26 protein-coding genes, 1 tRNA gene and 3 pseudogenes are annotated in these 20,043 nt (G+C 42.1%); 12 read left to right on the top strand and 18 right to left on the bottom strand.

Going from position 1 to position 20,043, the window contains the following annotated elements; translation table 11 throughout:
* Positions 1-153 precede the first annotated feature (153 nt).
* From REG_RS12125 to folD, 3 genes are all read right to left on the bottom strand, one after another.
* A protein-coding gene (locus REG_RS12125) for an IS5-like element ISRein1 family transposase (RefSeq protein ID WP_087943391.1) occupies positions 154-1,010 on the bottom strand; the annotation gives its coding sequence in 2 pieces (ribosomal slippage) (positions 154-623 and positions 623-1,010; 858 coding nt in all).
* Between the two features lie 391 nt (positions 1,011-1,401).
* Positions 1,402-1,533 carry a hypothetical protein gene (locus tag REG_RS14240; RefSeq protein WP_260200217.1) on the bottom strand — a complete coding sequence of 44 codons (132 nt, stop codon included), beginning with the start codon at positions 1,531-1,533 and terminating at the stop codon, positions 1,402-1,404.
* A 48-nt stretch (positions 1,534-1,581) separates the two neighbouring features.
* Positions 1,582-2,457, bottom strand: a complete 876-nt coding sequence (folD, locus tag REG_RS05695; protein ID WP_006704795.1) for a bifunctional methylenetetrahydrofolate dehydrogenase/methenyltetrahydrofolate cyclohydrolase FolD — start codon at positions 2,455-2,457, stop codon at positions 1,582-1,584.
* Between the two features lie 178 nt (positions 2,458-2,635).
* Here folD and REG_RS05690 point away from each other — a divergent pair.
* Positions 2,636-2,712, top strand: a tRNA-Arg gene (locus REG_RS05690).
* 35 nt (positions 2,713-2,747) lie between these two features.
* Here the strand turns inward: REG_RS05690 and REG_RS05685 are convergent.
* The 5 genes from REG_RS05685 to REG_RS14225 all read right to left on the bottom strand — a co-directional run bounded on the left by REG_RS05685 (position 2,748) and on the right by REG_RS14225 (position 5,346).
* Entirely contained in the window at positions 2,748-3,890 is a 1,143-nt protein-coding gene (locus REG_RS05685) for a tyrosine-type recombinase/integrase (protein WP_006704794.1), read from the bottom strand.
* A 452-nt stretch (positions 3,891-4,342) separates the two neighbouring features.
* On the bottom strand, positions 4,343-4,474 hold the full coding sequence (locus tag REG_RS14235) for a hypothetical protein (RefSeq protein ID WP_260200216.1): 132 nt from the start codon (positions 4,472-4,474) through the stop codon (positions 4,343-4,345).
* Positions 4,475-4,515: 41 nt separating this feature from the next.
* A complete protein-coding gene (locus REG_RS10775; RefSeq protein ID WP_141553625.1) occupies positions 4,516-4,710 on the bottom strand; it encodes a hypothetical protein in 195 nt (64 codons plus the stop codon).
* Positions 4,711-4,992: 282 nt separating this feature from the next.
* A complete protein-coding gene (locus tag REG_RS14230) occupies positions 4,993-5,187 on the bottom strand; it encodes a KilA-N domain-containing protein (RefSeq protein ID WP_050749342.1) in 195 nt (64 codons plus the stop codon).
* Positions 5,188-5,223: 36 nt separating this feature from the next.
* Positions 5,224-5,346, bottom strand: coding sequence for a hypothetical protein (locus REG_RS14225; protein ID WP_006706507.1), 123 nt, complete (start codon positions 5,344-5,346; stop codon positions 5,224-5,226).
* A gap of 609 nt (positions 5,347-5,955) precedes the next feature.
* Between REG_RS14225 and REG_RS14220 the strand changes: the two genes are divergently transcribed.
* Both REG_RS14220 and REG_RS14215 read left to right on the top strand, forming a co-directional pair.
* A complete protein-coding gene (locus tag REG_RS14220) occupies positions 5,956-6,324 on the top strand; it encodes a hypothetical protein (protein ID WP_050749341.1) in 369 nt (122 codons plus the stop codon).
* Positions 6,317-6,442 (top strand): hypothetical protein, encoded by a 126-nt coding sequence (locus REG_RS14215; protein ID WP_260200215.1) that lies wholly within the window; start codon positions 6,317-6,319, stop codon positions 6,440-6,442. The genes REG_RS14220 and REG_RS14215 overlap by 8 nt, the downstream gene beginning before the upstream one ends.
* A 118-nt stretch (positions 6,443-6,560) precedes the next feature.
* Here REG_RS14215 and REG_RS14640 read toward each other — a convergent pair.
* From REG_RS14640 to REG_RS05650, 5 genes and pseudogenes are all read right to left on the bottom strand, one after another.
* Positions 6,561-6,878: pseudogene (locus REG_RS14640) on the bottom strand (reverse transcriptase domain-containing protein); the annotation flags it as partial.
* 715 nt (positions 6,879-7,593) lie between these two features.
* The gene (locus REG_RS05660) at positions 7,594-7,848 is read right to left on the bottom strand and encodes a helix-turn-helix transcriptional regulator (protein WP_006704793.1); all 255 of its coding nucleotides are present in this window, start codon (positions 7,846-7,848) and stop codon (positions 7,594-7,596) included.
* 369 nt (positions 7,849-8,217) lie between these two features.
* Positions 8,218-8,940 (bottom strand): helix-turn-helix transcriptional regulator, encoded by a 723-nt coding sequence (locus tag REG_RS05655; protein WP_006704792.1) that lies wholly within the window; start codon positions 8,938-8,940, stop codon positions 8,218-8,220.
* Between the two features lie 296 nt (positions 8,941-9,236).
* On the bottom strand, positions 9,237-9,383 hold the full coding sequence (locus REG_RS13290) for a hypothetical protein (protein ID WP_176603451.1): 147 nt from the start codon (positions 9,381-9,383) through the stop codon (positions 9,237-9,239).
* Between the two features lie 471 nt (positions 9,384-9,854).
* Positions 9,855-10,046 carry a hypothetical protein gene (locus tag REG_RS05650; protein ID WP_039907477.1) on the bottom strand — a complete coding sequence of 64 codons (192 nt, stop codon included), beginning with the start codon at positions 10,044-10,046 and terminating at the stop codon, positions 9,855-9,857.
* A 449-nt stretch (positions 10,047-10,495) separates the two neighbouring features.
* On the opposite strand from REG_RS05650, the gene REG_RS12115 reads away from it, so the two are divergent.
* Positions 10,496-11,259 (top strand): IS5 family transposase gene (locus REG_RS12115; protein ID WP_407078952.1). Its coding sequence is split into 2 segments (ribosomal slippage): positions 10,496-10,856 and positions 10,856-11,259, totalling 765 coding nucleotides; the frame shifts between segments, so codons are not numbered across the junction.
* A gap of 283 nt (positions 11,260-11,542) precedes the next feature.
* Here REG_RS12115 and REG_RS05635 read toward each other — a convergent pair.
* Both REG_RS05635 and REG_RS05630 read right to left on the bottom strand, forming a co-directional pair.
* Positions 11,543-11,782, bottom strand: coding sequence for an IS200/IS605 family accessory protein TnpB-related protein (locus REG_RS05635; protein WP_039907475.1), 240 nt, complete (start codon positions 11,780-11,782; stop codon positions 11,543-11,545).
* A 365-nt stretch (positions 11,783-12,147) separates the two neighbouring features.
* The gene (locus tag REG_RS05630) at positions 12,148-12,795 is read right to left on the bottom strand and encodes a LexA family protein (protein ID WP_006704790.1); all 648 of its coding nucleotides are present in this window, start codon (positions 12,793-12,795) and stop codon (positions 12,148-12,150) included.
* A 117-nt stretch (positions 12,796-12,912) separates the two neighbouring features.
* Here REG_RS05630 and REG_RS05625 point away from each other — a divergent pair, with 117 nt between their 5' ends.
* Complete coding sequence (locus REG_RS05625) at positions 12,913-13,158, top strand: helix-turn-helix domain-containing protein (RefSeq protein ID WP_006706107.1); 246 nt, start codon at positions 12,913-12,915, stop codon at positions 13,156-13,158.
* A gap of 292 nt (positions 13,159-13,450) precedes the next feature.
* Entirely contained in the window at positions 13,451-13,828 is a 378-nt protein-coding gene (locus REG_RS11250) for a transposase (RefSeq protein WP_071985180.1), read from the top strand.
* 44 nt (positions 13,829-13,872) lie between these two features.
* Here the strand turns inward: REG_RS11250 and REG_RS13880 are convergent, their stop codons facing one another.
* Positions 13,873-14,211 (bottom strand): hypothetical protein, encoded by a 339-nt coding sequence (locus REG_RS13880; protein ID WP_006704789.1) that lies wholly within the window; start codon positions 14,209-14,211, stop codon positions 13,873-13,875.
* A gap of 163 nt (positions 14,212-14,374) precedes the next feature.
* Here REG_RS13880 and REG_RS10755 point away from each other — a divergent pair, with 163 nt between their 5' ends.
* The 4 genes and pseudogenes from REG_RS10755 to REG_RS11240 all read left to right on the top strand — a co-directional run bounded on the left by REG_RS10755 (position 14,375) and on the right by REG_RS11240 (position 18,023).
* On the top strand, positions 14,375-15,181 hold the full coding sequence (locus REG_RS10755; RefSeq protein ID WP_006704788.1) for a replication protein: 807 nt from the start codon (positions 14,375-14,377) through the stop codon (positions 15,179-15,181).
* A gap of 5 nt (positions 15,182-15,186) precedes the next feature.
* A complete protein-coding gene (locus REG_RS05615; RefSeq protein WP_039907472.1) occupies positions 15,187-16,035 on the top strand; it encodes an ATP-binding protein in 849 nt (282 codons plus the stop codon).
* A 768-nt stretch (positions 16,036-16,803) separates the two neighbouring features.
* A complete protein-coding gene (locus tag REG_RS05610) occupies positions 16,804-17,055 on the top strand; it encodes a hypothetical protein (protein WP_039907470.1) in 252 nt (83 codons plus the stop codon).
* Positions 17,056-17,144: 89 nt separating this feature from the next.
* A pseudogene (locus REG_RS11240) lies at positions 17,145-18,023 on the top strand (IS5 family transposase).
* Between the two features lie 397 nt (positions 18,024-18,420).
* Here REG_RS11240 and REG_RS14635 read toward each other — a convergent pair.
* The gene (locus REG_RS14635; RefSeq protein ID WP_407078951.1) at positions 18,421-18,564 is read right to left on the bottom strand and encodes a transposase; all 144 of its coding nucleotides are present in this window, start codon (positions 18,562-18,564) and stop codon (positions 18,421-18,423) included.
* Positions 18,557-18,781, bottom strand: a pseudogene (tnpA, locus tag REG_RS14630) (IS200/IS605 family transposase). The gene REG_RS14635 and the pseudogene tnpA overlap by 8 nt, the downstream one beginning before the upstream one ends.
* A 197-nt stretch (positions 18,782-18,978) precedes the next feature.
* Here tnpA and REG_RS14210 point away from each other — a divergent pair.
* Complete coding sequence (locus REG_RS14210) at positions 18,979-19,104, top strand: hypothetical protein (protein ID WP_260200214.1); 126 nt, start codon at positions 18,979-18,981, stop codon at positions 19,102-19,104.
* Positions 19,095-19,871 (top strand): IS110 family RNA-guided transposase, encoded by a 777-nt coding sequence (locus REG_RS05595; protein WP_006704786.1) that lies wholly within the window; start codon positions 19,095-19,097, stop codon positions 19,869-19,871. The genes REG_RS14210 and REG_RS05595 overlap by 10 nt, the downstream gene beginning before the upstream one ends.
* Positions 19,872-20,043: the final 172 nt, after the last annotated feature.

Raw genomic sequence — 20,043 nt, 5'->3', positions numbered from 1 at the left:
TTACCGGGTTCATCGGCTTTTTAAAGCAAACAGTGACAGAGTATTTTATTTGTTCATAGCTTGGATTTTTCACTTCCAAATCAACGAAAGGGGAAATATACTGGCTTAAATAGGCTTTGATTGCTTCCAGCAAATCACGCGGAGCCTTGGGTTTCAACGGCAAAAAAGGTTCGCTATTGGCATTGTCGGGGTAATTTCCATATTATAAATTGCAGCAATCAGATTAAATCTTAATCCAAAACGTTTTCGCCTGTTTCGATAACGGTCTGATACAATTTTAAATCTTTTAATCATACCAATGACATGTTCGTTTAATACACGCTGGCTTGATAACGCACGATTGTTGCGTTTATCTTCTTTTGTTAAGGGATTTTTCTTTGTCTTTTTCTTAGGCAACGCCGAGTTTGAATGAATCTTGCCAAGCCCTTGGTAACCTGTATCGGTAACTGTTTTGATGTCAGGATGTATTCGCACACCAGACTCCTTAAACAACCTAAAATCATGGCGCCTCCCATTCGTAAAGCTTGTACAGATGACTGCTTTACTTTTTTTATCAACGAGCACTTGTGTTTTTAAGGTGTGTCGTTTCTTTTTTCCTGAGTAAAACGGCTTTTGTTTTTTTGGGGACGTTCAATCGGCGTTTCTGTGGCATCAATAAGAACCAGCTCATACTCCCTATCCCTTTTTAATACAGCTTTGCGTCCAGGTAGGGCAAAATCAGGATGCTTTATTAGCGTATTCTCTATCCATTTAATCGTTTCATAGCATGTGCTCTCACTCACGCCATAGCTTTGGCTGACATGAAAATAAGTGCGATATTCTCGTATATACTCCAGTGCCATTAATAAGCGCTCTTCTAAACCCCGCTTGGGTTTCCGACCTCCTTTCCCTTGCTTACTCTTATCTGCTTCATTCAATATCTTTATCATCTTTTCAAATGTACTGCGTTTAACACCCGTTAAGCGACGAAATTTTTCCTCTTCCAGTACTTTTATTACTTCATATTTCATGGCGGCTCCTTGTTCAGGAGTGTTTTACCAAAATTCCTCATGAATGCTAGTTTCCGAAGAGGTCTATTGTTGTGTATACACTTCACCTTTGAAGCCCCCGCCGCGTTGTTCTGCGTCATCGGCTCACGCGCCCCCTTTAACTTGAAAGACGGTGGATATACACCGCGGTTGCTGTGCTTCGGGTGTTTTGACTTCGCACCTCTCGCTCTGGTTTTGCAAGAAGTCTTTTGTCAAAAACGAGCTCAAAATGCTCATTTACTGTAATGTAAACTGCGCTTTTTCGCTCGTTTTTTCCTCGTCTAAGCACCGCTTAAAGAAGATTTCGAATAGGCTCTAAAGATATAAGGTACCTCGAAGTGAATGATTTGCTGCTAAATATAGACGATTCCGCCTAGCTTAAAAGCTTATACCCTTCGCCTTTCAAGTTACGGCGGCGTTGACTGCGGGCGCTCGCCGAATCACGTAGTATGTCTACGCTCATCGGTCTCACCCCCTTGCCGCCTTGCCGTAACTCGAAATTCATTGGGTATATAGCCAAGTCAGTTTAATTTGATTCGGCTATGTGGCCACGTTATCTAATTAATGCTTGATTATTGATATCGTAGTATTGCTCACAGGCTTGTAAAGTATTTTGCATCAGTGTGGCAACTGTCATTGGCCCAACTCCCCCCGGCACTGGGGTGATCCAACCTGCTCGCTGTTGTGCGGTCGCAAATTCAACATCACCGACGATTTTATCATTAACACGATTGATCCCAACGTCAATCACGATGGCGCCTGGCTTGATCCATTCACTTAAGATAATGCCAGGATTACCCACAGCGACAATTAACAAATCAGCAGTTTCAACATGTTGTCTAAGATTAGTCGTGTGTCTATGCGTGACGGTAGTGGTACAACCGGCAAGCAAAAGTTCTAAACTCATAGGGCGACCGACGATATTCGATGCACCAACCACTACGGCATGCATGCCTTTTATATCAATTTTACTTTTTTCTAATAACGTCATGATGCCACGAGGTGTGCAGGGGCGTAGTTTAGGCTTTCTTTGACATAAACTACCAATATTATAAGGATGAAAACCATCAACGTCTTTAGCGGGGTGAATACGTTCTAAGATGGTAGCATTATCAATGCGGGCAGGGAGGGGCAACTGAATCAAGATACCATCAATTTTATCATCTTGATTCAGTTCATCAATCTTCGCTAATAGTTCAGCCTCAGTGGTACTTTCAGGTAAATCGTACAGAGAAGAAAAAAAATCGACTTCCTCACAGGCTTTTACTTTACTACCGACATAAATTTGTGACGCTGGATTTGCGCCAACCAATACCACTGCCAAGCCTGGACGGCGTTTAGCTTCAGCTACGCGCTGTTTTACCGATTTGGCGATATTATTTTTTATTTCTTGAGAAATCATTTTACCGTCAATAATTTTTGCTGACATCGACTGAGGGATCCATTAATTAAAAAAGCGAGAATAAATCTATTTTGTCAGAAGCAAGCTGTGCTGTCAGGTTTAGAATAGTAATTAATTTAAGAAAAAATAGACAGAGGCTAAATTGTAAGATGAAAAACATTGACTCAAGAAGCGCTGCCCGTATAATCCTGCCCCAAGGTCACACGCGCCCTTAGCTCAGCTGGATAGAGCAACGGCCTTCTAAGCCGTAGGCCGCAGGTTCGAATCCTGCAGGGCGCACCAATAATATCAAAGACTTAGGTTTTCTTCCTCCCCGCTTATTTACAGGTATGGGACAGATTTGGGACATCATTATCAAAAATAGCGTCAATGTGCTTGGCGTGTTCAGTCAAATGACGAGGGGAAAGGTGGGCATACCTCCGTACCATGTCGATTGACTCCCATCCCCCCATTTCTTGTAAAACAGACAGGGGAACGCCCGCCTGTATCAGCCAGCTTGCCCAAGTGTGTCTCAAATCATGAAAACGGAATGCTTCTATCCCTGCTCGCTTCAATGCCTGCTTCCACGCCGAGTTAGCATCGACACGCATCTTCCGCACGGAGGGCGTTAGTGTGCCATCCGTGCGGGTTTTCGCTTCCGTATACACAAATACCCATGTGTGGTGTTTTCCTATTTGATCGCGGAGAATTTTGCAGGACGTCTCATTGAGGGCTACCCCAATAGCCTGACCAGATTTGCTGTCTTCAGGATTAATCCATGCCACGCGGCGTGGCATGTCAATCTGCTTCCATTCCAGGTTAATGATATTGGAACGGCGAAGACCTGTAGCCAGTGCAAATTTGACCACCGACTTTAACGGCTCTGGGCATTCATCAATCAGTCGTTGCGCTTCTGCGGGTTTAAGCCATCGAATACGTTTATTTTTCACTTGTGGCACTTTGATAACGGGCGCTTTTTCAAGCCACTTCCAGTCTCGTTCGGCAGTACGCAGCAGTGACTTCATTAATGCAAGATGTTTAGCTTTAGTCGAGAGGGTGACTGCTTTTTCCTGATATTCCGGTGCCTTCTGACCTTTTCTTACCATTGCCTCAGATTGTAGTCGCCAGTTTTCAGCATAGCGACGGTTCGTCATTTTGCTTATTGCCGCGTAGATCCTGGCTTCAGTCAACTCCTTAAGCTTTACACCTTCAAAATGCAACAGCCAAAATCCCATCCGGCTTTTGTCATCATCAAGCGATTTTTTGTCGGCCTTTTCCTCTAACCAGCGTAAGCAAGCTTCTTCAAGAGTCACCTCAGGGAGATTATCCAGCTTGTCTATTCTCCACAATTCAGCTTTTCGTTTATCGTGCAATTCCTGAGCTTGCCGCTTGTCCTCTGTGCCAAGAGATTCTTTAATTCGCTTGCCTTCCGGTAACGAGTAGCTCGCGTACCATATTTTTCCTCTGCGGAAGATTGACATAATTTCTCCTCGTGCAACCTGCCGTCGCTCACGGCGACAGTGTGGATCGGATTGTTCAATGCAGCAAGACAGGTTTGCAGGGTGAACAGGTAGGGAGACTTCTTTTTGGTTGGATCTTTACGTGTTGCTTGAATTCTTCCCGATTTAACCCACTGCGATAACGTGGGGCGGGATACGCCGACAATTAAAGCGGCTTCATGCCGTGTGAGTGATTGTTTTTTCACTGGATTACCTCTGCTTATTGTGAGCCGATCAAATATGGCAAAGCCTCAGTCTCGCCGTGTGCATGTGCAGGACGAATTGCCGTGAGGTAGCCTGTTTGCTTGGAGATGGGATCTTATTAAGGCATGCAGTTAACGTTGATTACACCGTCTCTGTTATGCTCTGCAGTTCCGCCTTTCTGTCATAGAAAACGTGAATGATCTTTCTTGCTTCACGGATATTCTGGTCTATCATGTTGATACAGCTTTACTTTGATAAAATACTTGAATCATCTGGCGATAACCTTCATCGGTGTTGGTAAAGCGCAGGGTCTTGCCTTGAATACGGATGAGTAGGACGTTGCTCTCGATGTGATAACGCATGTTGGATCACCTTTCTGACGTAATGTATTGATAAAATTATGCTAACGGGTGCGAAGGCCGGAGACGATGCTGTCTAACAGTACGTCTTTCACGTGAGCAACCGCCATGACGATTCCGCCCGTAATGAAAGAGTTATCATGGATGTATTCCTTGGGTTGATCAGAATGGTTTGCTGAAGGTTGACCGGATCGTTCAGATTCTTGCCAAATCGCAAACCCCTTTCCGTCATCGACCAATAGCATTTCTCCTCGTCTGAGGTTTTGGTACTGGGGCGTGACGCTCTTTCAACGATGTCAAGGAGCTGCAGACGCTTGTAACCGGACTCTGGTGGTTCAGCGCCAGTATTTCAATAAGCCAGTATCTTCGCTGGAGTTTTTGCCATCTGGTGCATCAATCGCATACGCAGGAAGCCTATTAGGTAAACCACATGCCGTTTGAAGCTGCTTGAGTGACCCCAGTACAGCAGATGGTGTCAGACGGAATGCTTGTTTAGCAAAATTGATGAAATCCAGTCCGACCTAAACCTGATCGATGAGAGGCTGAACGTTCCCGATGACTGCCTTATCAAACGTGCGGATAACCTTGAGGTTGAAAGCAGCACTGATCCACATCGCATAGGCGTAAATCAGTTCTTTATAGGCAAAAGTTTCCTGTTCAGAGCCACCACGGATAACATCGGTGAGTTCAATTCTGGTCGAGTTGTATTTTTGCAAATCGCTTATTAATTAAACGGTTTGCTCATTGTGGAGTTAGAAAGCAGGTTGGTGTCTGTCTTGCTTATCCGCGGCTTTGTGCAAATCACTCAGGCAATAACGCTCGAAAACATCCTGGCGAACAATGATATTATCGATAATGACTACATTATTTAGCATGAGAAAACCTTCTCAAATGATAGCGATAAATGGAGTCCCAGCACATTGAGAATAGGGGGCTTGACCTAGGATTGGGTGATCGTCAATCTTTGCACTAAATCAGCACGTTTTCCTTAGCTTCCTGTTAGTGTCAGAGGGTTGATGTCTTCTCTGAACCTCTATTTTAAATCAATTTATAACACTTAAGCTATAATTTCGGGCTTTGATGATTTTTCAATAAGTTAATCTCTAAATTCTGCCATCAATAATTATTGAGTTTGTGTTGTCACAAGCTTTTATTAAAGGACGTTTATAGTTTCCTTCACCATTCTCTTTATGAATGGTATTCAAATATAAGGTTAAATTCGTCAGTGGTGACTTCAACGCCAGCAACAACGGGCAGGTTTACTTTAACTCTCCGTAGTGAAATGATGTTTTGTTGTGAATAATGATGCAGGCCTGGTTAATCATTGAACCTTTGCAGGTTAACGGACTTATCGGTTAAACTAAGCCAAACGCATTGAGGAGAACGTCGTAATTGCTCAGGTCGCATTTGATACACAAGAATTTGTCGAAACGCTTGAAAATGCTGGTTTTCGTACAGAGCAGGCGAAAGCGCTTTCTTTAGCCGTGCGTAAATCTCACGAAGTTGCTGATGTGGCCACTAAACGTGATCTTGAAGACCTTCGTAAGGACTTGACTATCCATATAACCGATAGCCACAGAAACCTATCGGCTGAAATTGTTGGTATCCGTAAAGACATGGAAGCCCGTTTCGAGAAGACCGATGCTCAGATAGCCTGTGTTCACAAAGACATGGAAACTCGATTCGAAAAAGTTGATGATAACTTTGAAAAAACTGACGCTAAAATAGTCTCAGTCCATAAAGAGTTGTCTGCTGAGATAGCCGATGTTCGTAAAGATATGACGGCATATGACGGCACGTTTCGAGAAGACCGATGCCAAGATAGCCGATGTACGCAAAGATTTCATGACTGAAATGTCCCTAATGCGTAAGGATATCGAAAAGAGCGGCATGCAAACAACCATCAAGCTCGGTGGTATGCTAGTGGTTGCTGTTGGTGTGATTCTTGCCGTCCTTAAAATCCCCTTTTAATCTTGTGTGGGTTGTTAGCTCAGTTGGCAGAGGCAGTTGTGTTATAAACCTTTGGTTGTGGGCTCGAGTCCCGTATGACTCACCTCCTTTCAATTTTATGGTGTTCTTTTGTGTTATCTCATAGCGTAAACTGATATTTCTCTTTCATACCGAATAGATACCCTAGCAGCTGTTTCACGAATCTTAGTATCCATCCGTGGTATAAACTACAAAAAAAGCTCTTCAGATCGGCTTCTAAAACCCATCTTACTTTCTTCCCTGCTATGATTTCATTAAGTTTTGATAGGGCATGATGCGCGCTTAGTCTTGCTCTACCACCGTATGAACAAGGTAAGAAATCTTGCTCATAAATCGCTGATAGAACTTCAACAACACTCCTTTGCAAGGCGCGATCAGCAATACAGGGAACCCCTATCGGACGCTTTTCAGGTTTTCCCGGTTTAGGGACTCAAACTCGCCTGACAGGCGGAGCCTTGTAGCCTTTACGATGTACTGCTTGAAGCATGCACCCTATCCAGTCTTGAAAAGTCTCCCTCGCTTCTTTTACATTTACACCATCTATACTCCCGCCGTGCTATTCTTAGCGGTGTGTTTTAGACTTCCCCACACCCTTTCACGTGTTATGTGGTGACAGAGCGACGTAAATCTAAGTTCTGTGTTGCACCTAGCTTTTGCTGCTATCTCTATAGTTTCGTTTCCATGGTTGGGATGTTGTCAGTGCTAATGATTAAAAGGGCTCTTCCGCAAATAATGTTGGATTAAAGAAACAGTTCAACTCGCCGGTCACTGAAAAATAATGGGCGATCTTCGAGGTAGAGCAAGTAATTTTTGAGAATGATCATTTTCAATAGATAAAAAGTCAGAAAATGATTTATATCTCAGTTAGCTACAGTGTTCAGTCATTATTTACGGAAGAGCCCTTTTAATCATTAGCGCTGATACAGAAACTGACTCTGTTGAACGTCCCTTTGACTTGAGGTGCTTCAGGGGCGATTATCGTGGATAACCCATATCACCATAACTAAATAAAACAATAAGTCAACTACCCATAATATTATATCAACAACAATGGATTCATTCATCACAATGTCTCCCAAAGTGAGTGATGTGTATTTCGTGATAAAGGTGCTGTCGTTCCTATTGGCGCGGTCTTACCCCTGTAATACGAAAAGTACAAAACGTACATGGAACACAGTAGAAAGACGATAGAGCGAATGCGGCTCAAATTTATTCTTTGCCTGAAAAAGCGTCTTTTTTACTGCCGAGTATGACACTGACCGCAACGCTGCAATGTCTTTCTGGGATATTCCCAAAGCAAAAAGCATCGCGGTTTCAAACTGGGCGGGGGTGAGTTCAGGAAAGATTTCCCGGAATTCAGAAAATTGAGTCATATCGAAAGCAGCCATGGCAGCCTCCCGTGAAGGTTATGGTAGTTAGCTGATAGGGGTGGTTTGTAGTGCTAATTAACATTTATTGATATCCACACAGGCTGAGGTTGTGTCACCACTGCTCATTGAGCTATTCTCAGCTCATTTCTCCATTGAGTTATGATGTGATACAGCGGTTTTTTCATGGGTAATCTGTCGTCCCAACGGTTTTTTTTGATTGGCCGCTTTTCTTGGTCGGTAAAATCAAATGTGTATAGGCGATTAAGGTATTTTTGAAGCTGTTACTCATCCTCGAGAGATTGCTCACACCGTTGTTGCTGAGTAGTTCGGCTTCAGGTTGGAATTGGGGTTACCCACTTCTTTATCGAGAATATCCCGTACCCACCTTTAGGATAGAAATTTAACACCCACGTCAATCAGTTGACTGCCTATAGGGAGACGTTGAGGTGGGATGTAGTTATCTAATCCTTTTGTTTTGCAAAATGTTATTAATTGATTTAGACAATTTATTCCTGCTTTTCGATATATTTTTTGTAATGTGTTTTCTATGGTTCGGTGAGAAAGATGTAGTTTTTTGGCTATATCTTTAGCACTCAGAGAATATAAAGCAAAAAATATCACCTCAAGTTCTTTTTTAGAAAACAATTTCTTTGTTGAATGAAAAACCGGTAAATTAGGTAGTTCTCCATTAATACATTGCAGCGCAGAAAAGAAGGCGCATTTTCTGCTGTGAAAAATAATCCCTATACATTTCCCCTCTTCATTATAAAGCGGGAATTTTTCACAAATATAAGGTTGAACTATTTGCTTACGCCCATAGGGATAAATATTCAGTGAAGAGAGACTTTGTTGCGTTTCACGGACTTGGCGGTCATGCTCCTGAAAATAACAGGCAAACTTTGCGCTAGGATGCGGAATATCGCTGTCCAATCGACCCTTGAGCCTAAAATTAGCGGGAAGATTCAACAGTTCAAACCAGGCTTTATTCGCATACAAGTAGCGTGATTCATTATCCTTAATGCCCCAGGGATCCGTGCTACTTTCGCACAGCAATATCAGCTGTTTTGATATCTCATCCGCCGTATACTGTGCGTTATTATCCGTTTTCATTTTTTAGGAACGACTTTTGTGGGTAATCAACGCTATCAAGATTAAATAAAGTTCGGTTGCCCATAACATTATATCAACAACAATAGATTTATTTATCACAATGATTTCCTCAAATAAAGAGGGTGAATTACTTAGTGAGCGTGAATTATTAATCAAAAAAAAGAAGGGCGTTACCTGAAATATACAAGGTATCTTATTTTTTATTTTTGTGATAAGGCGCGGAGTGTGTTTTGAGAAGACCCAAAGCTTGAAGGGTGACCTTGGGTCTTCTGGTATACCATTTTGTGTTATCTATTTTAACGGCCGGTTATCTTCCTCTCATTCTTTCTTTGTAGAACACATCCCCGTAACGCAAAAAGCATCGCGGTTTCAAATTGGACAGGGGTTAATTCAGGAAAGACTTCCCGAAATTCAGAAAATTGAGTAATATCGACTATAGCCATAGCAGCCTCCTGTAAGGTTGTGGTGGTTAGCTGACAGGGGTGGCTCACGACCATCTCTGTTAGCGCTATCTAAAATTAATTAATATTGGATTGTTAGGCCATATTTTTTCTCCGTTATTTATCGTGCGAAACTCGTGTCAGAATGGCTTGAAATTCAATTTATTACTATAACAGGCCGCTTATTTTACTATTAGGCAATAACTCTATATATTTAATGAAAAAATTAAGGAGAGAACATTTTCCATTGCCAATCACTTATCCCTGTCCGAGGCGACTTGCCTTGACAGAAGCGATGCAAGACTGGATACATGCCGCCGCATACGGTATTTGATAGTCATCTCCTAACATACTTGTAATATCTAGAGCAGTCGCACTGGCTCTGTTTTAACCCGATGCCAGAATACTCTTTTTTTCGACTCTATTTTTCTGTTCTACTTGCATTTCACTTTTTCCTCAAATTATTTAATTTTCTCAATTACTTTCATGGTCGCCAGGCTTCGGGCTGGTTTGAATGGGTATCCCGGTGATTTTTGCATGGACATTAACAAACATTGTTAAAGTCGTTGCTAATGCAACGACGATAAAGTAAAAGATGACTTCCTTCCTAAAGAACTCTTTGCCAGTCGGTCTCTCATCGAGGCTGGGGGTGATTACATCGCTCACCCAATGCGTGCTGCTTAGTGGCTCCTGCCTAAATCTAATTCACGACTTGTCCCCGTTTTCACAGGGGCGCCGGGTCAGGCTGCTACTTCTTGGGCTGTCTTGCCTGGTGGCGTTAGTTGTAATCTTAAATAAGTCGCAGAAATAATATACAAACAATATTGTACATTAGTAAACAATTAATTTTGTTTAAAGTAAAATTAAAAACTTATTTTTTGTATTTGAAAGAAAATTCAATTGAAAAAAATTTTGTGGGAAGGTGAACTCAGTGGAAATCTTCAGACACAAAAAACTGATATAAGCTGAAGGAGGATATTAAAACAGATTATTTGCTCTATTGAAAAATTAGGGCTAGATCCTAAGTAGTGTACGTCACGTAATAAAAAATATATTATCATGTAACAAATAACGACAACTGTTGAGATGATTCAATAATGAAAGATGATTCGGGAATGAATTTAGCCCATCGCCGCCACGATATATCCGATCATGTTTGGAGCCTATTGGAAGCTCATATCCCGGGGAGAAAAGGCACTTGGGGTGGCATAGCCAGAGATAACAGGCAGTTTATTAATGCTGTTTTCTGGATATTGAGAACCGGCGCTCCCTGGCGTGATTTACCGCCTGATTATGGCGGTTGGAAAAATACTCATCGCCGGTTTTGCCGCTGGCGTGACAAGGGGCTATGGGAGTCTCTGCTCGAAGCGCTGATTGTGGAGCCAGATTTTGAATGGCTGATGATTGATGCCACTCATAGCAAAGTTCACCCTCATGCAGCAGGCGCAAAAGGCGGTAATCAGGATATGGAGCGCACAAAAGGGGGCTCAACAGTAAGATACATCTGGCCGTGGATGCGCATGGTATGCCGGTCAGAATTTTTATTACATCAGGTACCACAGCAGATTGTCAGCAAGCAACGAATTTAACCAAAGGTATTGCAGCAGAATATCTGTTGGCTGACAAGGGCTATGACAGTGATAACATCATTAAAAAAGCAGAAGAAGCCGGCATGCAAATCGTAATACCACCTAAAAAGAATCGTAAAATTCAACGTGAGTACGATAAAGCGCTCTACAAGCATCGACATCTCGTGGAAAATGCTTTTCTGCACCTAAAGCGCTGGCGAGGTATTGCTACTCGTTATGCAAAAAATACCTCCTCTTTTCTCGCTGCTGTACAAATACGATGCCTTGCTCTATGGCTCAAAATTTCATGACGACACTATATAGATTGAAGCAGGAAATAGCAAACTCTCTAACATGTCAGAAAAGTCTGATGCAATGCCTAAATCGGTTAGGCTATGACATTGAAATTTTAATTAAACCAAGCCAGAAGTTTATTGACCATATGGCTGTAGCAGTTTAATTTGATTCAAGGCGTGGGAGCGAAGACAGTACAAATAGTACGGCAAGCGACTACAACGCAGGATCAAATTAAACTGCTACAGCCTAGAATTTTTTCTTTAGCGTGACGGGCTCATAACCTAATCTGAGCTGTGGCTATCTTTGCTCGTTGTAACTTTCCTCTCTTATAATCACAGTGAGCCCGGTTTCATCGGCTTTATAGTGAATCATCTCGATAAGCCTGGCATGAGGAATGCTGACAAATTTTTGGTTATTCAGCTTGCCGATGTTAATGGATTTTTTCCATTCGGCGTTGTGACCAATAACAAGGGTTCCTGCGTCGGCCATCAAAGCGTAATTGATAATGAAACGACTCACCTTGTAGGAGATAATCATTTATCCAGCATAATCGTTTAACTGATTTAATCATCTTCCCGTTAACCAGAACAGGTTGAACAGCTGGCTGGTTTGAAATAAGGGTGGCAAGATTATTGATGCCTAAAGCATTGCTCTTATTCAGCAAGACGTTAGGCATTGACTTGAACTTATAAACCAACTCAACGAAGAAGGCATTGCCTGTTGGCACGAATCTAACATCCTGAACAATTGTGTCGTCACCCGCTTTACTGTTTACAATTTGATTGCCACAACAGGTAACAATTATAGGTTTCATTCTTAACAATGAGGCGAATAGCCGTAGAGAGACTGCATTGGCTATTAGGTAATCAGCTAGCTATGGACGGAGAATTTCGCGCAAACTGTTAAATAAGTCGCATTTTTGCCTCGATTACTACGCCGATGATCTGACAATTACCATTGATGGGGATGAGTGGATAGCTTGGGTTTAATGGTTTTAGGTAATTTTTTCCTGCGTCAATGATGTATTTCTTGAACGTTGCTTCATTGGCATCAGTTAACTTTGCAATAACTAAATTTCCATCTTTAACCTCACGGCCTGTATCGACAAGAATAAGTGTATTTTCTGACACACTCACACCGATAAGTGATGTCATAGAATCTCCTTTGACACGTAGCCAAAAAGCTTCTCCCATGACATGAGCCGCTGATTCTGGCCATTCTTCAATTTCAGAAAGATTATAATAAGGTTCAATAGATTCACTCCAATTACGAGCTTGTGCCCATCTGATCAATGGATAAACTTTTGTTCGCTTATGAGGGGTGATATAGGCAACGTTGTTAGGTTTGTCTTTATGCTCGCCCCCGTTTAATAACCAATAAAGTTGACAATTCAGGGCGTTAGCAAGCTCAGGAAGATAGCGTGGTCTTTTTGTTTTACCATTTTCCAATTGTTCAATAGCTTGTTGAGAAGTATCGACTCGTTTGGCTAAATCTTTTTGAGTAAGGCCCAATTCTGTTCGTCTGCTTCGAACTCTATCCGCAATACTCATGAAGTCATCCCTAAAAAATAACTCTCCTTAATATATTCACATATTCACAAGAAAAACTGTATTTGACAAACAAATTAAATTGTTATTAAATGCAAATAAATTTGTTTTGGAGAGACTATGAAAAACCTATCTGAACGGATTAGACAACGACGTTCAGCACTGAAAATAACTCAGGTCGAACTTGCCAAAAAAACGGGTGTTAAACAGCAATCCATTCAGCAAATTGAGGCTGGAATCACCAAACGGCCGCGTTATCTATTGGAACTTGCCAAAGCACTCCAGTGCAACCCTCATTGGTTGATGTATGGGGAAGAAAAGTCAAGTCGTCTAAGCTCACGGAACCCACCTTCACTTACATTTTAACAACCTAGATCGCTCCTTTCTCTGAATAGTAAAGTTTAATGAATTTAATCTACAAAGGAAAGACTGTTTAATGGATACCATCATTACCTATCATCCACTACTACGATGAAGCATTTTATAACCCGTATGTTATATTATTATTGTATAACATACTGATTATAAATGAAAAATTTAATTGATCATAGGTGGGTCTATCGAAAGCGGTCATAGTGTTGTTTTGATGTGCTTGGATATAGCACTGTTAACAAAGTGAGTGTTGAGATAATATCCGCTTTTTGTGGGGTTATTAAGGATGAAAAACAGACATTATCCAATCAAAGCGTCCGATTTTATAAAAGAAATCGAGCCTCATATTCTTAAATATTATAAGCGTACAGGCAGACCCACGGGTATCAGCCATTATCACTTTTTCTCGGCAGTGTTATACGTATTGAGAACCGGTATCCCTTGGCGTGACGTGCCTACTTTTTATGGCCACTGGCATACGATTTACACGCGTTTTAAACGCTGGAGTGAGAATGGGTTATTCTGGCATTTGCTTTACCTCTTGCAGAAAAAAAAGAAAATCAGCCTTGACTGCGTCTGGATAGACAGTACCACAGTGAGCCTACACCGCCCTGGCTCAGGGAGTTTAAAAAAAAGGAGTTCAGTCGATAGGGCGCGGTCGTAAAGGAATGAGCACTAAAATTCATGTTGGTCTTTCAGGCGATTGTCTCAGGAGTGTCTGTTTATTCTTAGAGACAACGTACTGATATAAAAGTCTTTTCTACCTTGTGGGCAAAAGGAGACTGGAGACAGATAAGCGATGTCATCGCGGATAAAGGTTACGATTTTTATGATGTCAAAAAGTTTATTCGTGATAGCGGAAAATACCCGCTGATCCCTCGCCGCCAAGGCGCGATTTATTCCGGTATCCAGTATCCAGCCAAAAGATAAAGAAAAATATAAAACACGTAATGCCATTGAACGTTTCTTCGGCAAAATAAAAGAACATAAAAGACTCGCTTTGCGCTTTGATAAGCTTGATATCACCTTCTTTTCTTTTTTCGCCATCGCTTGTCTTAAGGTCTTTAAATTACTTTGTTAACAGTGCCATGTCAAAAAGTAAATTTCATAGCTGTCTGTATAATCATGAAGGCAATTGTGAATTTTAATGGCTCTCTACCAATAACACAGACTGGCTTTACGCAAGCATTACAAACATTCCAGAAACTTTATGGAGATCACTATGAGTAATATCGCTTATGTAAATTTTGGTCCGCATACAAAGGGTGAAGAACGTCATGTGGTTGATACCGATAACGGTTATACCCGTTTGGCTAATGAATTGCTTGAGGCAATTTTACGGGCGGGATTAACACAGAATCAGCTATTGATCGCGCTGGCGGTGATACGTAAAACATACGGGTTCAATAAAAAACGGGATTGGGTTAGTAATGCTCAACTTTCAGCCCTGACGGGACTGCCAGAAACTCGATGCAGCACCGTTAAAAACGAGCTGATTAAATTAGGCATATTGATTTCAGCAGGCAGATCGGTAGGCATAAACAAGGCGATTTTAAGCTGGAAAACCAAGGTTAACACAATCAGTAAAACATTGACGGTATCTGTAAAGAAAACCTTTACGGAAACGGTAAATCGTCCTTTACAGAATCTGTTAACCACAAAAGACACTATTACAAAAGACAAAAAAGACAATATAAAGATTGTGCCTATAATACCAAAAAGCGTTGCCCAAAAAATTAACAAAGCCACGCAACAACCCTCAGGATTTACCCCTTCTGAAAAACACACCGCATTGGCCAATGAACTGGGCGTCAACCTGCTCAGTGAATTTGCTGTGTTTGTGGATTATCACGCTTCCAAAGGGTCAAAGTTCAAAAATTGGGATGCCGCCTTAAATACCTGGCTCAGAAATGCGGTGAAGTTTGGTATTAAACCACAGTCTGCCTCCCACCGGATGACTGAAAATTTTAATGAAAAACACTATGGCGTTTCGGATATACCGGTCTGGATGGAGTGATAACCATGCTTGATTATCAGGAAGAAATCACGTGTCTGGAAAAGCATCTCCTTGCCCTTGCGCAGCCACCGATGGCTATTCCCAACACCGCCGTGTTTACCCAAAATGCCTACTGTAAAAAACATGGGTCTTATGAACAGCGTATTCGAGAATTCAATGTGATTAGCTGTGTCGCCAGCCATTCAGCCTGCCCAGACTGTATTCGAGATAAAATTGCGGCGCTTCGGCAAGCTCAACAGGAAAACGATAAACGTCTCTCTGAGCAACAGATTATCCGCTTGATGCAGGGTTTGAATTTGCCCCCACGTTTTCAATCAGCGACGTTGAATAATTTTGAGCCCATCAATAAAGAGGCTGCGCACTGCCTGAAAGTGTGTCAAGCCTACGCCAATCAGTGGCCTGAACGACTCAAACAAGGCGGGGGGATAGTGATGTGTGGCAAACCCGGCACAGGCAAAAACCACTTAGCGCTGGCCATTGCTCAGCATGTTATCACTACCTACCAGGCATCGGCACTGTTCACCTCAGCCCTGCACTTGGTGCGATTATATAAATCAACCTGGACTAAGCCGACGCAGATGACAGAGGCCGAGGTGCTGCGGATGCACATCTCACCAGAGTTGTTAATCATTGATGAAATAGGCGTTCAATTTGGCTCTGACACAGAGAAAATTATCTTGTTTGACATCATCAACAATCGGTACGAAGGGATGAAACCGACCATTTTGCTCAGTAATCTGCCAAAAGAGGCCTTAGCGCAGTTTATGGGGGAACGTGTGATGGATCGGATGAACGAGGGCGGGGGCTGCACACTGGCGTTTACCTGGGACAGTTATCGATCGAGGGTGACTTAGTGACGGCCATTAAACACGGATGCAGAGCGTATCGGCAGAGAGTGAATACAACCCATGTCAACAACAACCGTTAACTAATGGCCAATTGCGTCAAGAAACCTAACAGATAATGCACTGTTAACAAAGTAATATTAATCAATTTATTGAAATTAATATAATTTTAAAAGATTATGAGTAAAAGGAGCTTATTTAAAAAACAGGGTAACCATTTTTTGCTAGCGAAACAATTTGAGCTTTATCAGTGATTCTGGCGATAACAGACAACACTATTTTTTTCTCATAACCGTTTTAAAGCACCGTGACATTTTCATTAAAAGCATTATAATTCAATAAATAAACTTTATTAACAGAGCTATATAAATCATTTTCTGACTTTTTATCCGTGAAAATGATCATGCTAAAAAATTACTCGTTCTACCCCAAGGATAGGGGATCGCCTGTTATTTCTTCAGTGACCGGCGCGTTGAACTGTCTTTAGCACCAACATTATTTGCGGAAGAACCTCACACTGGGTATACGCGGGATAACAAATCGTGAGAAGCGTGTCCTCCTGATAACGACAAATTGGGTAAGGCTACATCTCTGAAAAAGTAAAGAGGAGCTAGCTGTAACCCATCCGCCGCCGAACTGGCGTCTGCGTTAGGGATTGAGCGAGGGCTTTTTTATGGGCAATCAGTGTTAAATAATATTGGCAAGCAATTCTATTGTAACTATGATTAATAAACCGCTGGGGTATGGTCACATCAAGATCGATTGTGGGGGTATTACATGAACAAAATAAAGACTTATTTAAAGATATTGCCTATTCTACTATCGTCCATACCTGTCTTAGCTGCTCAAAAAGAAACGCCAGTTTGTAAAGTATGGCCGGGTAGACCTTTTCCCATTAAAGCTTGCACACCACAAAAGCTTACTGTACAGAAAGCTAAACCATCCAGACCAGAAAACAGTGTGACCTACGAATCGATGCCAACTCCTCCTTTCCTTGCAGCTTCCATGCAATTAAAACGCGAAATGTAACTTTGAATACTAAAGTCTTAGGGAAACCCTGAAGAACCGATAAAAGTAGTCTATTCTATTACCAATAATTTTTTTAGGTTAATAGTGAAATGAAAACGAAATCGACGAGAAGAGCCGACTTTTTAGCGCAAATGAATACGATAGTTCCCTGGGAAAAAATTCTGGCCAAACTCAGTCGCCATTATCCCAAGGCAAACCCTAAAGGCGGTAGACCAGCGAAACCTTTAGAGATGATGTTGCGGATTTATTTTTTACAAAATGGGTTTAATTATGCTGATTTATCGATGGAAGAAGTGTTATACGACCGACATCCCCTTATTACGTCAATTTGCTGGAAAAACATCATTTAAGCGAAGCGCTGTTTGAAGAAGTTAATACGCATTTAGCTTCGCTTCAGCTACTTATCAAACGGGGTAGCATTGTCGATGCTACGATTATTCATGCACCCAGTTCAACTAAAAACCGGCAAAATACTCGTGACCCAGACATGAAAGCCACCCGTAAAGGCAATCAGTGCTACTTTGGCATGAAAGCGCATATCGGCGTGGATGCACAGACGGGGCTGGTGCATTCCCTGGTGGGAACTTCGGCGAATGTAGCCGATGTGACGCAAGTTCATCACCTTCTTCACGGCCAAGAAGAGATTGTTCATGGTAATGTCGGTTATAATAGGCGTGACGCGACGCCGCGAACATCAACATCGCGTGGTCACCTGGCACATCCCCCGACGGAGGGTATTGGCCTTGCCCGGGCAGGAGCAGCAGGTATGGGAAAAACATCGGCATCAGCAAAGTCTCAACGCGAAAATCCGGGCTAAAGTAGAACACCCCTTCCGTGTATTAAAATGCCAGTTGAACTTTAGAAAAGTGCGTTACAAAGGTTTAGCTAAAAATACGGCGCAATTATTTAGCTTATTTGCTTTGACCCATCTCTTTCTCGCTAGAAAAATTTTGTTTTGTCGCCCCTAATTGACCCTTGATACTGAAAAAAGTGTAGCTAGTATCTGTATACCGTAAAAAAGAGCGCATTGACCTCCTTTTCTATCCAATGACTTTAAAAATTAGTGCTACTAGCGCCAAATATAAACTTTTATGGGAGGTTCTTCAGGGTTTCCCTATTGCCAGTGAATCCCATAACCAGAAAGGTGAAGTCATTTTAGTACATGTGTAATCCGAGACTACCATAATCACTGAGCGTAAAATTGCTCCCAATCAAATTGGTTGAGTAATCCAGTGATTCAATCTTTCTAAGAATGTACTGACCCCAAAAAGTTGGACAAAATAAAAACTTATTTAACAGTTTGCGCGAAATTCTCCGTCCATAGCTAGCGAGTTAGTTTAGTGTGAGATGGATAGCGCCCGCTAATCACTTTGGTTTATCTTGATTCTGTATGTAGTCTTTCAGAATGCTAAGTGGAGCACCCCCTGCGGTTATCAAGCAGTGAGTCCTCGCCCATAAAACAGGTTTCCAGTAGTACACTGCAAGGTGCTTTGAAAACTCCTTACGAATAAAGTCGGCTGCTCACCGTCTTCAGGCTATTAATGAGCCTTGCTGGTTCGATATTTGGGTGCATCTCCAACATAAGGTGAACGTGGTCAGCTTTGCCACCAAACTCTAAAACACTGACATATCACTTTTTGCACTGTTCCCTGAACATTTCCTCCAGTAACTCACCCGTGAAGCACTTATTTCGGTATTTTGTAACTAACACTAAGTGGTAGTTCATCTTATAGACACAGTAATAATGAGATCTAATAACCACGTTGATTCTCAACACTAAAATGAGTAAATGTAATGAACGCATCCCAACCACTTAATCAAGGGCTCGAGACTGAAAAGTGAGGTGTGGATCCTCACAGATTTTCGGCATCATTGTGCCCATACGGGATGCCTAGTGCTCCCAAAAACTGGAGGACCCGCAAAATGAAATATACACCGGTTGGCGTAGATATCGCAAAACATGTGATTCAGATCCACTTTATCGACGAGCTCCTTACGGTGAGTGCCACATTTGTCTGGAAGCAACCAGTAATTACAGTGTGCCGTTAGCCACTTTTTTGGTTGATAATCGTATTGACGTCAGTGTGGAAAATCCGGCCCGTATTCATGCGTTTTCTCAGAGCGAGCTGAACCGTAATAAGACGGATAAAGGGGATGCAAAGATGATTGCACGTTATTGTGCGCTTCATACGCCAAAACTCTGGTTCTCTGCTCCGTTGAGTGAACGCCAGCTTATGGCTTTGATGCGTCGTCTTAATCATTTAGAAGAAATGAAACGGATGGAATCTAACCGAAAAATGGTGGCTGATGAAATAGTTCACCCTTCTCTGACAGACAGTATTAGCGCATTAGAAAAACAAATAATCGAGATAAAACAGAAGATTAAAAAGCATATCGATGAGACTCCTGAGCTAAAAAAGAACAAGCAGTTATTGAAAAGTATTCCCGGTATAGGCGAAATATTGAGTGCCACTTTATTGGCGTTTATCGGTGATGTATCACAATTCACGAGCAGCAAGCAAATCGTCGCCTACGCAGGCCTTAATCCGAAACTGTGCGAATCTGGCGTATTTAAAGGGCGAAGCCGCCTTTCAAAAGTCGGGTGTACAGAACTCAGAAAAGCGCTGTACATGCCAGCCCTTACCTCAATCACTCACAACCCAATAATAAAGTCTCAATGGGAAAGATTGGTAAAACGGAATAAAGGGGGCAAAGTTGGTGTCTGTGCAGCAATGCGTAAATTACTCCAACTAGCGTATGGCGTGCTGAAATCATGTATTCCTTTTGATGCAAAAATAGCCCTTGCCAAGACATAAGCAAGACGGTATCTGAATAAGGTCCTGAGCTTAAAGCTCGTTGAGGAAATGAGGTGTGAGTCAGCGGATTTCATCGGGGCCCGCAGCAGTGCTATTTGCTGCAATTGCAATAAGGCCGAATATAAAGCTGCAACCGAACCTTTTTTAGTCAAAACAACCGGAAGCCTTGGCA

Source organism: Candidatus Regiella insecticola LSR1 (assembly GCF_000143625.1).
GTDB classification, from domain to species: domain Bacteria; phylum Pseudomonadota; class Gammaproteobacteria; order Enterobacterales; family Enterobacteriaceae; genus Regiella; species Regiella insecticola.
This window is presented reverse-complemented; position numbering and strand designations above follow the sequence as displayed.